Origin of the sequence: Pseudomonas sp. HLS-6 (assembly GCF_002753995.1) — a bacterium.
Classification (GTDB): Bacteria; Pseudomonadota; Gammaproteobacteria; order Pseudomonadales; family Pseudomonadaceae; genus Aquipseudomonas; species Aquipseudomonas defluvii.
In genome coordinates this window covers 4,475,732-4,489,108 of record NZ_CP024478.1, presented here as the reverse complement: position 1 = coordinate 4,489,108, position 13,377 = coordinate 4,475,732, and the positions used below count along the sequence as shown (strand labels likewise).

Here is a 13,377-nt window from a genome sequence, read left to right as displayed (position 1 = left end):
ACCGCCAGCGACGGTTGTCCGATCAACGAATCGGTACGACGTTACCGCTTCGGTCGCCGTGGATGGCCGTAACCGATAGATTCCCTGTCGCTGCTTTTTGAATGTACTCGCTCCACCAAACCATCATCGGGCGCCGACGCTCGATGTAGTCCGCTCGGTTGTATGCGCTTCGGGCTTCGACTTTATCGACGTGGGCGAGGGCGACTTCGATCAACTAAGGGGCCCATCCATGTCCGCAATAAAAAAGCCGTAAAGCTTTGATTTCTCTAGGCTTTACGGCTTTTCTGGGTCTTCCTGGGAAGACAAATTGGTGGAGCCGGGGGGATTTGAACCCCCGTCCGCCAGTACTCCGCTGTCGGTACTACATGCTTAGCCGTGTCTATTAAGTTAACCCTCAGCGGCCCGACGGGCAGGGTGCATTGGGCGAGTTGTGTAAGTTTTAGCCACTTCGTCCACAACGTACTACGCGGCGATCCTGTTCTGTATGACAATCACTTCGGGTTTACAGGCATCCCCTGGTGATTGCTGGAGCCGAAGCTACCAGAAGAGCGGGCTCAGCTGCTTACGCAGCGAGAGCGTAGCCCTCGTAGGTTTCGTCATTGGCAACTATAGAAAGTTGCAACAGTGGATTTACGAGTTCTGTTACCAACTCGGCATGCACCTAGAGTTTCGCTACCGGCGTCGAATCCTAATCGGCCCCATTTGCTGCTCTAGCTGGAACGCTTTCTAGGCGTTCACAGGGGAGTATACGCTTTCGCTGGGGTAACGTCGACTGTCTGCTGGCACCATGGATCGCCGGCCAGGCTGGCGATCCATGGTTGCACTCAGATTGCGCGAGCGCGTGTCACCCGGTCCACCAGGTAAACCAGGCCGTGGTAGTCGATGCCGCCATGGTTGGACAGCCCGATTTCACAGGTGCGGCTGGTGGAGATCCCTTCGCTGCAATGCTGCACCGCATCCTTCAGGCTGCGCAGTGAGTGGGCATTGAGTTCCGGTGTGGTAAAGCCTTTGTCGCCAGCGAAACCACAGCAGTGAATGCCTTCCGGAATCACCACCTGCTTGCTGCAGCGCCGCGCCAGGTCGATCAGGGCCTGGCTTTCGCCCAGGTGCTGGGTGCTGCAGGTCACGTGGACGGCAATCGGTTCGTCCTGCGGGGTGAACTCCAGTTTGTCGACCAGATGGGTGCGTATGAAGCGCACTGGGTCGTACAGGTCCAGCCGTGTGTCGGTCAGGTCCTGAACCAGGCGCAGGGTGCAGGGGCTGGTGTCGCAGTAGATAGGGTCGAGCCCGCCGCGGCTGGCATGCAGCAGCGCGCTGATGAGTTCCTGGCGTTTGTGCTCGGCCTGCTCGGCGTAGCCCTTGGAGGCAAACGGCTGGCCGCAGCAGAGGCCATCCTGATTCTCGGGGAAGACCACCTGGTAACCGGCCTTTTCCAGCAGCGCGCGGGTTTTGTCCAGCAGTGAGGTCTGCTCACGGTCGCCCGCGGCTGGGCCCATGACCCGCGAAACGCAGGCGGCCAGGTACACCACGCGGGGGCGGGCATCGTGGCTGCTCGGGCTGAAGCGCATGGCCTTGAGCGGCTGCGGCATGGCTGCCGTCCACTGCGGTATACGGCCCTTGCTGAGCTCGCTCAGTGTGTTGCTGATACGGGCCAGGCGCGGTGCGCCGAGCAGCTTGCGTGCCGTATCGGCGGCCATCAGGGTCAGGCGGGCTCCGCTGAGCGCCGAGTGGAAGTGCTCGGCCAGCCAGTCCGCGGTTTTTACATGCTGTGCGGCCTGGCCGCGAAGTTTCTTCACCAGTTCGCCCGTGTTGATGCCTACCGGGCAACGCTGTGCACACAGGCCGGTAGCGGCACAGGTATCGATGCCTTGGTACTGGTAGTCGCGCTCCAGTTCTCGGGTATCAATGCCGGCGCGCTTCTTGGCCTGGATGTCACGCCACATGACGATGCGTTGCCGTGGGCTGAGGGTCAGCCCCTTGGATGGGCAGACCGGCTCGCAGAACCCGCACTCGATGCACTTGTCGACGATTTCGTCGGCCGCCGGCAACGGCTTGAGGTTCTTCAAGTGGATCTGTGGGTCTTGGCTGAGCACCACATCCGGGTTGAGGATGCCGTTGGGGTCAAGCAGGCGCTTGAGCGACCACATCAATTGGTAGGCGTCCTCGCCCCATTCCAGTTCGACGAACGGTGCCATGTTGCGCCCGGTGCCGTGCTCGGCCTTCAGCGAGCCGCCGAACTCGACGGCCACCAGGTGTGCCACGTCGTCCATGAACGCCTGGTAGCGTGCGACTTCCTCGGCGCTGTTGAAGCCTTGGGTGAAGACGAAGTGCAGGTTGCCTTCCAGTGCATGACCAAACAGGATCGCTTCGTCGTAGTGGTGTTTGTCGAACAGGGCGATCAGGCGGTTCACGCCGATGGCCAGTTGTTCCACTGGGAAGGTCACGTCTTCGATGATTACCGTCGTGCCGGTTTTGCGCACGGCGCCGACGGCCGGGAAGGTGTCTTTACGAATGGCCCAGAGCTTGGCGTTTTCCTTGGCGTCTTCGGTGAAGTCCACCTGCTTTTCCACCGGAAACGGTGCCAGCGAGGCCATGATCTGTGCAAGCTGCTCATGCAGCAGTGCCTGGCTGGCGGCGCGTGACTCGATCAGCAGCGCGCAGGCGTTTTCCGACAGTTGCTGGACGAAGGCCGGCATTCCCGGCTTGTCTTGCACTGAACGCAGGCTGCGACGGTCAAGCAGTTCGACGGCTGAAACGGGCTGGCTCTTCAGGACGCTGACGGCGGTGCAGCAGGTCTCCACATCCGGGAAGACGATCAGAGCCGAAGCCTTGTGCGGGTGGTCGATGACGGTGTCGTAGGTGACCGCACTGATGAAGCCCAAGGTACCCTCGGAGCCGACCATCAGGTGGGAGAGGATATCCAGCGGTTGGTCGTAGTCGATCAGGGCATTGAGCGAGAGACCGGTGGTGTTCTTCAGGCGGTATTTGTGGCGGATTTTCGCAGCCAGTTCGGTGTTGGCGCGTGTCTCGCGGCCAAGCCGGGCGAGTTCGTCCAGCAGTGCGGCGTGGCTCTGCTCGAAGGCGCGGACGCTGGCTGGGTCTTCACTGTCCAGGCGCGTGCCATCGGCCAACACCAGGCGCATGCCGGCCAGCGTGTGGTAGGTGTTCTGGGCGGTGCCACAGCACATGCCGCTGGCGTTGTTGGCAACGATGCCGCCGATCTTGCAGGCGTTGATCGAGGCCGGGTCAGGGCCGATCTTGCGCCCGAAGGGGGCCAGCCAGGCGTTTGCCTGCGCGCCAATCACCCCGGGTTGCAGACGGATCTGCTGGCCCTGGGTACGGATTTCGCGCCCGTTCCAGTTGTCGCCCAGGACGATCAGCACCGAGTCGCTGATGGCTTGCCCGGACAGGCTGGTGCCCGCCGCTCGGAAGGTCACCGGCACGTGGTCACGTTGAGCCAGTTTGAGCAGGGCGACCACTTCATCCTCAGACTCGACACGAATCACCAGCTTGGGGATCAGCCGATAGAAACTGGCGTCGGTACCGAAGGCTAACGTTGAGGTTGGATCATCGAAGCGGCGGTCCTTGGGGATCAGCCGCTGAACGTCGTGCAGAAACGTGGCAGGCAGGCTCATTGGTCCTCCAGAATCAGCACCACTAGGTCTTTCGGGCCGTGGGCGCCGTAGGCCAGTACCTGCTCGATGTCGGCTGTTTTCGAGGGGCCGGAGATCAGCAGGGCGTTGGTCGGCATGCCGGCGGCCCAGGAAAACTTCTGTTGGACCTCGTAGAAGTTGTCATGGATTTCGCTGGCCTTGAGCAGGGCGAAATGCACCGGCGGCACCAGGCTCATCAAGCGTGGTTCCTGCGGGGTTGGCCAGACGATCAGGCTGCCAGTCGCGGCGATTGCGCCCAAGGTACCGGTGAGGCTGGCCGGGGTGTCATTGAACAGCTCGGCCTTCCACTCTTCCACGGGCCGGTCGTAGGCCTTGAGTGGCGGCAGGTCGCCGCATTGCTGCCAGTAGGCCGACAGCTGCTGGCCGTGAGCCGTGGCCGGGGCGATCAGCAGGCTCGGCAGTTGGCGTTCGCGCATCAGTTGCGCCACGCGCTGCGGCCAATCGGCAGCGGTCGTCAGGTGGATTTCGGTATGCACCGCTTCCATCAACTTGCGCAGTTGGGCAATCCGTTGCTCGGGAGCATAGCGCCAAGGTTCGGTGACCAGCGCTTCATCGAAATTGTCGGCCAGCGGTGTGGTGCCGCTGAGGCTCTTGCGCAGTTTGGCGAGGATGTTCTGTTTTGCGCTCATCAGTGCTTGTCCTGCTTGGCCAGGTGTTCACGCGCCAGCTCATGCAGCGAGCGGGCAGCCGGTTTCGGGGCGCTGTGGTTCTGTGTCCAGGGGCCGACGTTGTTCGGCACCCACTGGCGCAAGCGGGTAGCGAAGAAACCGAACAGGCGGTAAAGCCCAGGCGATGTATTCAGGCGAGCCCAGAAGTTCCAGATCATCCGTTCCTTGCGTGAGTACTTGCTGCCTTGGCCACGCATGACTTGATGCGGGCTGTCCGGCGCTTTCACGTTTTCTTCGCGCAAGCGGCGCAGCAGGGCCGGAATCGGGATCTTCACCGGGCAGACTTCACCACAGGCACCGCACAGCGATGACGCGCTCGGGTGGTCTGGAACCTTGGCCAGGCCGACCATGTGGGGGGTGATGATCTTGCCGATAGGGCCGGGGTAGACCTCACCGTAGGTGTGGCCACCAATGCGGGTGTAGACCGGGCAATGGTTCATGCAGGCGCCACAGCGGATGCAGTTCAGGGTCTGGCGCAGCTCGCTGTCGGCGAAGGCCTGGCTGCGGCCGTTGTCGAGCAGCACCAGGTGGACTTCCTGTGGGCCGTCGAGCTCTTCTGCCTTGCGTGGGCCGGAGATCATGTTGACGTAGGTGGTGATCGGCTGGCCAAGCGCGGAGCGGGTCAGCAACGACAGCAGCGGCACCACATCGCGCAGGTTCTCGACCACTTTCTCGATGCCGGTCACGGCAATATGCACCGGCGGCACGGTGGTAGACATACGCCCGTTGCCTTCGTTCTCTACCAGCAGCAAGGTGCCGGTTTCGGCAACGGCGAAGTTGACCCCGGAGACGCCGACATCAGCCTCGAAGAACTTTTCACGCAGCACCCGGCGGCCGATCTGAATAAGTTGGTCAACGTCCTTGGTGTACTCCACGCCAAGTTTGTCGTGGAACAAGGACGCGACCTGGCCGGCATTCTTATGGATTGCCGGCATAATTATATGAGAAGGCTTCTCGTGGTCGAGCTGGACGATGAACTCGCCCATGTCCGATTCCAGGCATTCAATGCCCTGTTCAGCGAGGACATGGTTCATCTCCATTTCTTCGCTGACCATCGATTTGCCCTTGATCACTTGCCGGGCCTCGTGAGCCCGGATGATCGAGAGGACGATGCCATTGGCTTCGTCCACCGTTTCCGCCCAGTGTACCTTCACACCGTTGCGAGTCAGGTTCTGCTCAAGCTGCTCGAGCAAGTCGGGCAGCTTGGATAATGCACGAGCGCGAATGGCGTTACCCAGTGCGCGCAGATGCTCACGTTCATGAGCATCACTGAAGGCCACGGCGCGCTTGGTCATCAGCGAGTCCATGGCACTGCGGAAGTTGTTCCGCAGTTGTTGATCGCCCAGGGCCTTGTGAGCCCGAGCGCGAAAATCGTCTTGCACCTCGACGGTCGGAATCAGCGATGGCGTGCTCATTGACCACCCCCGGTACGTTGCCAGAGGAAGCTGGCCAAGTGTTGACCGCGTAGCGCTTCACGCTGTTTTTCCAGGGCGCCGTTGATGTTCATCAGGCAACCGCAGTCGGCGCTCACCACCTGGTGGGCACCGGAGTCTTTCAGGGCGCGGGTCTTGTCTGCGACCATTGCACCGCTAATGTCTGGCATACGGACGCTGAAGGTGCCGCCAAAGCCACAACATTCGCTTTCATGGTCGTGTTCGACCCGTTCCACATTACCCAGTTGTGCCAGTAGCGCACGCCCGTGTACATGGGTGTTCATTTCCCGGCGTGCCGAGCATGACGTGTGCAGCGCCACTTTGACCGGATTACCGCTGTCCTGCAGTTGCACCTTGCACACATGCAGCAGGAATTCGGCCAGCTCATAGGTACGCGCCGCGAGCGCCTTGACCTGTTGCAGCGTGGCCGGTTCGTCGTGGAACAGGTCCGCATAGTGTTCGCGAATCATGCCCGCACACGAGCCCGACGGGACGACCACCGGATAATCGCCGGCAAACAGCGCCAGTTGTGCCCTGGCCACTTCCCGGGCCTGCTCGGTGTAACCGCTGGTGTAAGCCGGTTGACCACAGCAGCTCTGGCCTTGGGGGTACTCGACACGAATGCCCTCACGCTCCAGCAGGCGGATCGCGTCCATGCCCGCTTCCGGGTAGAACAGATCGACCACACAGGTACCGAACAGGTAGACCTTCGCGGGTTTGTGTTGTGGGTATTCCCGTGGTTGGGGCAGTGGCGGTGCGACGCGGGTGGCGTTAGGCACGGCGTTGTAAAACAGGTCGCTCATCAGGCGTGTCTCCGGGTGGGCCCGGTTATCCATCCTGCGTGCTGCCGGCACTTTATCCAGCGAAGCTTTCGGCAACCTTGCAGGCGGGGTTGTTGAACAACTGGCGCGAGCGTGCCCGCGCCAGGTTTATTGCATCAAGCGTAACGTGAATCAGTGCACCAGCATGCCGGTCAGCCAGTACGCCTGGATCAGGGTGATCAGGCCGACGATGGTGGCAAAGAACAGGCTGTGCTTAAGCGTGAAGCGGAACAGATCCGACTCTTTGCCGACCAGGCCGGTGGCGGCGCAGGCGACGGCGATGGACTGTGGCGAAATCATCTTGCCGGTAACGCCGCCGCTGGTGTTGGCCGCAACCAGCAGGGTGTCGTTGACCCCGATCTGGTGTGCGGTGGTGGCTTGCAGCGAGCTGAACAGTGCGTTGGACGAGGTGTCCGAACCGGTCAGGAATACGCCCAGCCAACCCAGGAACGGCGAGAAGAACGGGAACGCAGCGCCTGTACCGGCCAGCACCAGAGCCATCGTCGAGGACATGCCCGAGTAGTTGGTGACGAAGGCAAAGGCCAGCACCATACCAATCGAAAGAATAGGCCAGCGCAGCTCGTAGAAGGTCTCTTTCAAAGTGGTCAGACCAGTTTTGACGTTGATCTTCAGTACCAGCATCGAGACCAGGGCAGAGAAGAAAATCGCCGTACCGGTGGCCGAGATCGGGTCAAGTTTGAACACCGCCGGGATCGCCGTTGGGTTGGCAACGATCGGTGCGCTCTTGATGACCAGTTGATCCAGGTGCGGGATGGCAAAGTTGAACACCCAGCTGTACATCGAGCCGCCAGCGGCGAACATCGCCTTGAACGGTTTCAGGGTCCAGATGGTGACCAGCACGGTGAGGATCAGGAACGGCGACCAGGCTTTGAAAATTTCACCCAGGCTGTAAGGCGATGGCTGGGTCGTGCGTGGCTGACCAAAGCCACCAGCGCTCTGAACTGCAGCCGCGCCTACGCTGGCGTTGGCTGTTGCGAACGAGCGCTTGGGCTGCCAGACCTTCAGGAACAGGGTCAGGGAGATCAGGCTGGCCAAGGCCGAGGTGATGTCCGGCAGTTCCGGGCCGATGAAGTTGGAGGTGAAGTACTGAGTGACGGCGAAGCTCAGGCCGGCGACCAGCGCTGCTGGCCAGGTCTCTTTGACGCCGCGCAGGCCGTCCATCATGAACACCAGCCAGAACGGTACGAACATCGACAGCAGTGGCAGTTGACGACCGGTCATGGCGCCAATCTTGAACGCGTCGATGCCGGTGACTTGTCCGGCCACGATGATCGGGATGCCCAAGGCACCGAAGGCTACTGGCGCGGTGTTGGCGATCAGGCACAGGCCGGCAGCGTAGAGCGGGTTGAAGCCCAGGCCTACCAGCAACGCTGCGGTGATGGCCACAGGCGCGCCGAAGCCGGCCGCACCCTCAAGGAACGCACCGAAGCAGAAGCCAATCAGCAGCACCTGCAGGCGTTGGTCGTCGGTAATCGACAACACCGAGCTGCGGATGACTTCGAACTGACCGCTCTTGACCGTCAATTTGTACAGGAAGACGGCGGCGACGATGATCCAGGCGATGGGCCACAGGCCATAGGCAAAGCCATAGCCGGCAGCGGCGAACGCCATGTCGGCAGGCATCTGGAACGCAAAGATCGCTACCAGGATCGACAGCGCCAGGGTAATGCTGCCAGCGATGTGGCCTTTGAGGCGGAATACGGCCAGAGCCAGGAAGAAGAACACGATGGGGATGACTGCCGCCATAGCGGACAAGCCAAGACTGCCAAGCGGACTGTAGATCTGTTGCCAGGTTTGCATATGGGGTGGCCCCTAATTGTTGTTGGTCGTGCGCTGACAGTTGGTTAATTGGTAATACCAATTTACAATGTCGTGGCGCTAGGTTAAAAGCCGTGCCGGGGGTGTGTCAATTTGCCTCGGCGAAACTTTCGTATCAGGACGTAGGAAAAGGCGCCTGAGTGGTCTGGAAAGATGCAAACTGATGGGTGTCGATCGGGTGTGGATACGCCAGAATAGGCGGCTCCGGAGGTGCCCGGGATAGTGGAGAGTACGTGATGGTTTTCGATCAGGTCCGCCAGCGCCGTTTGTCCGATGACATCGTCGAACGGCTTGAGGGGATGATTCTTGAAGGCACTTTGACTGCTGGCGAGCGATTGCCGGCCGAGCGGTTGCTGGCTGAGCAGTTTGGTGTTTCACGGCCGTCGTTGCGTGAAGCCATCCAGAAACTGGTGGCCCGAGGCATGCTGGTGAGTCGCCAGGGTGGCGGTAACTACGTGGCTGAGTCGCTGGGTTCGACGTTCAGTGATCCATTGTTGCTGCTGCTTGAGAATAATCCTGAAGCGCAGCGTGATCTGCTTGAGTTCCGGCACACCCTGGAGGCCTCGTGTGCCTACTATGCGGCGATTCGTGCAACCGAGGTTGATCGCGAGCGACTGAAAGCCGCCTTCGATGCGCTTCAGGATTGCTACGCCCGTGCCGATGAAGTCAGCCGGGCCGAGGAGGGGGCTGCCGATGCGAGTTTTCACCTGGCGATTGCCGAGGCCAGCCACAATGCTGTTCTGCTGCATACCATTCGTGGGTTGTTCGACTTGCTCAAGCGCAACGTTGTGACCAACATTGGCGGTATGTACAAGCAGCGCAGCGAGACACGCGACATGCTGATTGCTCAGCACCGTGATTTGTATCTGGCGATTGTCGAGGGGCGTGCGCAAGATGCCCGTGAGGTGTCTAGCCGGCACATTCTGTATGTGCAGGAAGTCCTCGAAGAGGTGCGTCAGGAAGTGCAACGGGTTGCCCGGGCCGAGCGCCGCAAAGGCCGCTAGCCGGCCGCTTTTCAGGGGCCGGCCATGCCGGTGCCAGGGTGTGGCGGGCGTTAGAGCGTGCCCGCCCCAGGCCTTAGTCTTCCCGGCCCTTGCTGCGCACTGCGCGCTGCAGTTCGCGGTCGGAATCACGCTCGCGCTGGGTATCGCGCTTGTCGTATTCCTTCTTGCCTTTACCTAGCGCAATTTCGCACTTGATCAAGTGCTTGCTCCAGTAGATCGACAAGGCGACGCAGGTGTAGCCCTTCTGCTGCACAGCCGCATGCAGGCGCTCGAGCTCGCGGCGGTTGAGCAGCAGTTTGCGGGTACGTGTCGGGTCGGCAATGACGTGGGTGCTGGCCGTGGTCAGTGGCGTGATATGGCTACCCATCAGCCATGCCTCGCCATCCTTGAGCACCACGTAGCTGTCCGTCAGGTGCGCCTTGCCGGCACGCAGACTCTTTACTTCCCAACCGGCCAGGACCAGACCGGCCTCGAACTTGTGCTCGATGAAGTAATCGTGTCGCGCCTTTTTATTCTGCGCGATGGTCCCTGTTGGGTGTTTCGTTTTTTTAGCCATAGGGGCGGCATTATAGGCAGTCGCTGCGCTGTCGGCTACGGGGTTGCGGTGCGCTTGAGCCGCCGGAGTGAATCCCGGACAATGCGCGCTCTTTTTTCTGAGTTGAGTGTGTCGATGTCGACGGACAAGGTTTCTGTCCATGGTGGCTGGGCCAGTCGCTGGGTATTCGTGCTGGCGGCGACAGGCGCAGCGGTAGGCCTGGGGAGCATCTGGAAATTCCCCTACATGGTCGGGGTTTACGGTGGTGGTGCCTTTGTCCTGGTTTTCCTTGCCTGCATCGCCTTGATCGGTATTCCGGTGATGCTGGCCGAAACCTTGATCGGGCGGCGTACCCGGCAAAGCCCGGCCAATGCCTTGCGTGATCTGGCAGTTGAAACCGGTCACTCGCCGCGCTGGTCCTGGTGGGCCTTCGCCGGCATGCTTACCGCATTGTTGATTCTCTCGTTTTACAGCGTTGTGGGCGGGTGGTCGTTTGACTACATCCTCGACATGGGGCGGGGTGATTTTCAAGGTGTGACGGCCGACCAGGTGGGCGCCTACTTCAATGGTGTGATCAGTGATCCTTGGCGCCTGGTGCTCTGGCACAGCCTGTTCATGGCGCTGTCTGCGGTCGTGATCGCCAGGGGTGTTGTCGCCGGGCTGGAGCGCAGCCTACGCATCATGATGCCGCTGCTGTTTCTGCTGCTGGTAATCCTGCTGGGCTACAGCCTGACCACCGGGCACTTCATGCAGGGCGTGCACTTCATGTTCGACTTCGATCCGTCGCGCCTGATGGATGGCCTGCTTCCAGCCATGGGGCATGCGTTCTTCTCGCTGAGTGTCGGTGTCGGTTCTCTGCTGATTTATGGCGCATACATGCCGAAGCAATCATCGATTGCCGGTACGATTGTGTCGGTGGCCCTGCTTGATACCTTTGTATCGTTGCTTGCCGGCCTGGCGTTGTTTCCAATTGTGTTTGCCGCCGGTTTGAACCCCAGCGAAGGGCCAGGGTTGATGTTTGTCGCGTTGCCATTCGCCTTCGGCAATGTGGCCTTCGGCCAGTTGATGGGCGTCGTATTCTTTGTTCTAGTGGCGGTGGCTGCCTGGAGCTCGGCAATTTCACTGCTTGAGCCAATGGTTGCCTACCTGGTTGAGCGTACGGGTGTGCGGCGTGGCTGGATCACCACGTGGCTGGCATTCAGTTGCTGGTTGGTGGGCCTGGGCACGGTGTTCTCGTTCAACGTCTGGCAGCAGGCAAAGTTCTTTGTGAGCGATGAAAGTGGCTTTCGGCTCTATGAATGGGGCGCCAAGGCCGGCCTGGACTTTTTCGGGGTGATCGACTTCTTTACCTCGCGCATCATGTTGCCGCTGGGTGGTTTGTGCTTTGTGATATTCGCGGGTTGGATCATGGGGCGTGAGGCGGTGCGCGAGGAATTGGCCATGCGCAGCCCGCTGCTGTTTGCTCTGACCTTCTTCTTGATGCGCTATGTGGCGCCCCTCGGCATTCTGATTGTGTTTGCCGCTCAGCTTTGGAAGTGACGCCTGGATGACTACCCATATTCAACGTTCGGCCCTGCTGCCTTACCCTGCCCAGGCGCTTTACGATCTGGTCAATGACGTGGCGCGTTACCCGGAGTTTCTGCCTTGGTGTTCTTCGAGCACGGTACTTGAGGCCAGTGATACGCAGATGCGCGCCAGCCTCGAGGTTGCCAAGGGTGGCATGAGCCAGCGCTTTGTGACGCGTAATGTGCTGGTGCCTGGGCAGTCGATCGAAATGAACCTGGAGGAGGGGCCGTTCAACCAGTTGCACGGTGTCTGGGTGTTCAAGGCATTGAACGAAAAGGCCTGCAAGATCAGCCTTGACCTGTCGTTCGACTATGCTGGTCCGCTGGTGCGGGCCACCTTGGGCCCACTCTTCAATCAGGCCGCCAATACCCTGGTTGATGCGTTCTGTCAGCGGGCAAAGCAACTCAATGGCTGAGACGATGCTTGAAATTGAAGTGGTCTATGCAACTGCCGAGCGTCAGTGGTTGCTGGCGTGCAGTGTTCCAGAAGGGACTTCGGTGAGCGAGGCGGTGCGCCTGTCCGGCATTGCCGAGCAGCTTGCAGGGGTCGACGTGAGCGAGTGCCCGTTGGGTATCTTTGGGCGTGTCGTGCCCAATCCGGCTGAGCGCCTGGTCGAGGCAGGGGAGCGTATCGAGTTGTACCGGCCGCTGCTTGTTGACCCTAAAGAGGTGCGCAAGCAGCGTGCAGCCAAGGTGGCTCGGGTGTTCAAAAAAGCCAAGCGCTAAAAACAACGGATATAAAAAAGCCCGGAATGATCCGGGCTTTTTTATGTGTGCCTTATTGCGGCGAGGTGTCCAGCGGCTGCTGCACGGGCACTGGGATAACTTCGATGGTATCCACGTCGCGTTGCAGCTTCTCTTCCAGCGAGCCGGCTTTGGCGGGCTTTTCTTTAGCCGCTTCGTTGCCGCGCGCCGGGCTGATGGTGGTATTGCCGTCGCTCCCCAGGATCTCCTGGTCACGGCTCACGCCTGGCATAAAGTCGCCGGACAGGTTGGCCAGTTGGTCGTTCTCGTTGAAGAAAACGCTCATGCGTTCCTGCTGGCGTTGGCCGCCACCAGGTTGCAGGCTGTACAGGTAGTCCCAGCGATTAGGGTGGAACGTGTCCTGAATCAGTGGGTTGCCCATGATAAACCGCACTTGCCGGCGGGTCATTCCCGGGCGCAATTGGTCTATCATGTCTTGCGTTACGACATTGCCCTGCTGGATGTCGATTTTGTAAACCCCGGGGAATGAACAACCGGCGAGTGCGAGCAGTCCCACAAACGTGAGGCTGGTTAGCAAGAGCTTGGTGTTTTGCATCGGTGGGCGACTTCCACTATCTTGGCTGGACAACGTAAACCCCGATCATACCCGTATTAAGAGAAGCTGCGAAGCAGCATCGGCGAGAAAGCTGACCATGGTTGAAAATAGCGAACTACGCAAAGTCGGTCTCAAGGTGACCCTGCCTCGAGTCAAAATTCTACAGATGCTTGACTCGACCGAGCAGCGTCATATGAGCGCCGAGGACGTCTACAAAGCGTTGATGGAGGCAGGCGAGGACGTCGGCTTGGCCACTGTTTACCGGGTGCTGACCCAGTTCGAAGCGGCAGGCCTGGTGGTCCGTCATAACTTTGATGGTGGTCACGCGGTATTCGAGCTCGCTGATGGCGGCCACCACGACCACATGGTCAATGTGGAGTCCGGTGAAGTGATCGAGTTCTTCGACAGCGAGATCGAAAAGCGCCAGAGAGAAATTGTTGCCGAGCATGGCTTTGAGCTCGTGGATCACAATCTGGTGCTGTATGTGCGCAAGAAGCGTTAATCGTTTCCAGCATTAAGGCACGGCATAGAAGGCGAC

At 60.2% G+C, this 13,377-nt stretch carries 12 protein-coding genes, 1 other RNA gene and 1 pseudogene; 5 read left to right on the top strand and 9 right to left on the bottom strand.

Annotated elements, in window-relative coordinates; translation table 11 throughout:
• Positions 1 to 22: 22 nt before the first annotated feature.
• The 7 genes and pseudogenes from CS390_RS21100 to CS390_RS21070 all read right to left on the bottom strand — a co-directional run.
• Positions 23 to 232: pseudogene (locus tag CS390_RS21100) on the bottom strand (integrase); the annotation flags it as partial.
• Between the two features lie 76 nt (positions 233 to 308).
• Positions 309 to 700, bottom strand: a transfer-messenger RNA (tmRNA) gene (gene ssrA / locus CS390_RS21095).
• A 124-nt stretch (positions 701 to 824) separates the two neighbouring features.
• On the bottom strand, positions 825 to 3,635 hold the full coding sequence (locus tag CS390_RS21090) for an FAD-binding and (Fe-S)-binding domain-containing protein (protein ID WP_099775851.1): 2,811 nt from the start codon (positions 3,633 to 3,635) through the stop codon (positions 825 to 827).
• Positions 3,632 to 4,303: a lactate utilization protein gene (locus CS390_RS21085; RefSeq protein ID WP_099775849.1), complete on the bottom strand. Its 672-nt coding sequence runs from the start codon at positions 4,301 to 4,303 to the stop codon at positions 3,632 to 3,634. Before CS390_RS21085 ends, CS390_RS21090 begins: the two co-directional genes overlap by 4 nt.
• A complete protein-coding gene (locus CS390_RS21080) occupies positions 4,303 to 5,757 on the bottom strand; it encodes a LutB/LldF family L-lactate oxidation iron-sulfur protein (protein WP_099775847.1) in 1,455 nt (484 codons plus the stop codon). The genes CS390_RS21085 and CS390_RS21080 overlap by 1 nt, the downstream gene beginning before the upstream one ends.
• On the bottom strand, positions 5,754 to 6,578 hold the full coding sequence (locus tag CS390_RS21075; protein ID WP_065758241.1) for a (Fe-S)-binding protein: 825 nt from the start codon (positions 6,576 to 6,578) through the stop codon (positions 5,754 to 5,756). The genes CS390_RS21080 and CS390_RS21075 overlap by 4 nt, the downstream gene beginning before the upstream one ends.
• 150 nt (positions 6,579 to 6,728) lie before the next feature.
• Positions 6,729 to 8,417 (bottom strand): lactate permease LctP family transporter, encoded by a 1,689-nt coding sequence (locus CS390_RS21070; protein WP_099775846.1) that lies wholly within the window; start codon positions 8,415 to 8,417, stop codon positions 6,729 to 6,731.
• A gap of 254 nt (positions 8,418 to 8,671) precedes the next feature.
• On the opposite strand from CS390_RS21070, the gene CS390_RS21065 reads away from it, so the two are divergent.
• Complete coding sequence (locus CS390_RS21065) at positions 8,672 to 9,439, top strand: GntR family transcriptional regulator (protein ID WP_065758243.1); 768 nt, start codon at positions 8,672 to 8,674, stop codon at positions 9,437 to 9,439.
• Between the two features lie 73 nt (positions 9,440 to 9,512).
• On the opposite strand, the gene smpB is transcribed toward CS390_RS21065, so the two are convergent.
• On the bottom strand, positions 9,513 to 9,995 hold the full coding sequence (smpB, locus tag CS390_RS21060) for an SsrA-binding protein SmpB (RefSeq protein WP_065758244.1): 483 nt from the start codon (positions 9,993 to 9,995) through the stop codon (positions 9,513 to 9,515).
• A gap of 114 nt (positions 9,996 to 10,109) precedes the next feature.
• Between smpB and CS390_RS21055 the strand changes: the two genes are divergently transcribed.
• Genes CS390_RS21055 through CS390_RS21045 form a run of 3 tightly spaced genes read left to right on the top strand, consistent with a single transcriptional unit; the run spans position 10,110 to position 12,265 of the window.
• Positions 10,110 to 11,513: a sodium-dependent transporter gene (locus CS390_RS21055; RefSeq protein WP_065758245.1), complete on the top strand. Its 1,404-nt coding sequence runs from the start codon at positions 10,110 to 10,112 to the stop codon at positions 11,511 to 11,513.
• Positions 11,514 to 11,520: 7 nt separating this feature from the next.
• Positions 11,521 to 11,955 (top strand): type II toxin-antitoxin system RatA family toxin, encoded by a 435-nt coding sequence (locus tag CS390_RS21050; RefSeq protein WP_065758246.1) that lies wholly within the window; start codon positions 11,521 to 11,523, stop codon positions 11,953 to 11,955.
• Complete coding sequence (locus CS390_RS21045; protein WP_065758247.1) at positions 11,948 to 12,265, top strand: RnfH family protein; 318 nt, start codon at positions 11,948 to 11,950, stop codon at positions 12,263 to 12,265. Before CS390_RS21050 ends, CS390_RS21045 begins: the two co-directional genes overlap by 8 nt.
• 52 nt (positions 12,266 to 12,317) lie before the next feature.
• On the opposite strand, the gene CS390_RS21040 is transcribed toward CS390_RS21045, so the two are convergent.
• Entirely contained in the window at positions 12,318 to 12,839 is a 522-nt protein-coding gene (locus tag CS390_RS21040; protein WP_065758248.1) for an outer membrane protein assembly factor BamE, read from the bottom strand.
• A gap of 97 nt (positions 12,840 to 12,936) precedes the next feature.
• Between CS390_RS21040 and fur the strand changes: the two genes are divergently transcribed.
• Positions 12,937 to 13,341 (top strand): ferric iron uptake transcriptional regulator, encoded by a 405-nt coding sequence (fur, locus tag CS390_RS21035; RefSeq protein ID WP_065758249.1) that lies wholly within the window; start codon positions 12,937 to 12,939, stop codon positions 13,339 to 13,341.
• Positions 13,342 to 13,377: the final 36 nt, after the last annotated feature.

Excerpts from the sequence above, each read along its gene's own strand:
- CS390_RS21070 (WP_099775846.1), bottom strand. The coding sequence starts at position 8,417 with ATGCAAACCTGGCAACAGATCTACAGTCCGCTTGGCAGTCTTGGCTTG.
- CS390_RS21055 (WP_065758245.1), top strand. The coding sequence starts at position 10,110 with ATGTCGACGGACAAGGTTTCTGTCCATGGTGGCTGGGCCAGTCGCTGG.
- CS390_RS21075 (WP_065758241.1), bottom strand. The coding sequence starts at position 6,578 with ATGAGCGACCTGTTTTACAACGCCGTGCCTAACGCCACCCGCGTCGCA.
- CS390_RS21040 (WP_065758248.1), bottom strand. The coding sequence starts at position 12,839 with ATGCAAAACACCAAGCTCTTGCTAACCAGCCTCACGTTTGTGGGACTG.
- smpB (WP_065758244.1), bottom strand. The coding sequence starts at position 9,995 with ATGGCTAAAAAAACGAAACACCCAACAGGGACCATCGCGCAGAATAAA.
- CS390_RS21050 (WP_065758246.1), top strand. The coding sequence starts at position 11,521 with ATGACTACCCATATTCAACGTTCGGCCCTGCTGCCTTACCCTGCCCAG.
- CS390_RS21065 (WP_065758243.1), top strand. The coding sequence starts at position 8,672 with ATGGTTTTCGATCAGGTCCGCCAGCGCCGTTTGTCCGATGACATCGTC.
- CS390_RS21090 (WP_099775851.1), bottom strand. The coding sequence starts at position 3,635 with ATGAGCCTGCCTGCCACGTTTCTGCACGACGTTCAGCGGCTGATCCCC.
- CS390_RS21045 (WP_065758247.1), top strand. The coding sequence starts at position 11,948 with ATGGCTGAGACGATGCTTGAAATTGAAGTGGTCTATGCAACTGCCGAG.
- CS390_RS21080 (WP_099775847.1), bottom strand. The coding sequence starts at position 5,757 with ATGAGCACGCCATCGCTGATTCCGACCGTCGAGGTGCAAGACGATTTT.
- CS390_RS21085 (WP_099775849.1), bottom strand. The coding sequence starts at position 4,303 with ATGAGCGCAAAACAGAACATCCTCGCCAAACTGCGCAAGAGCCTCAGC.
- fur (WP_065758249.1), top strand. The coding sequence starts at position 12,937 with ATGGTTGAAAATAGCGAACTACGCAAAGTCGGTCTCAAGGTGACCCTG.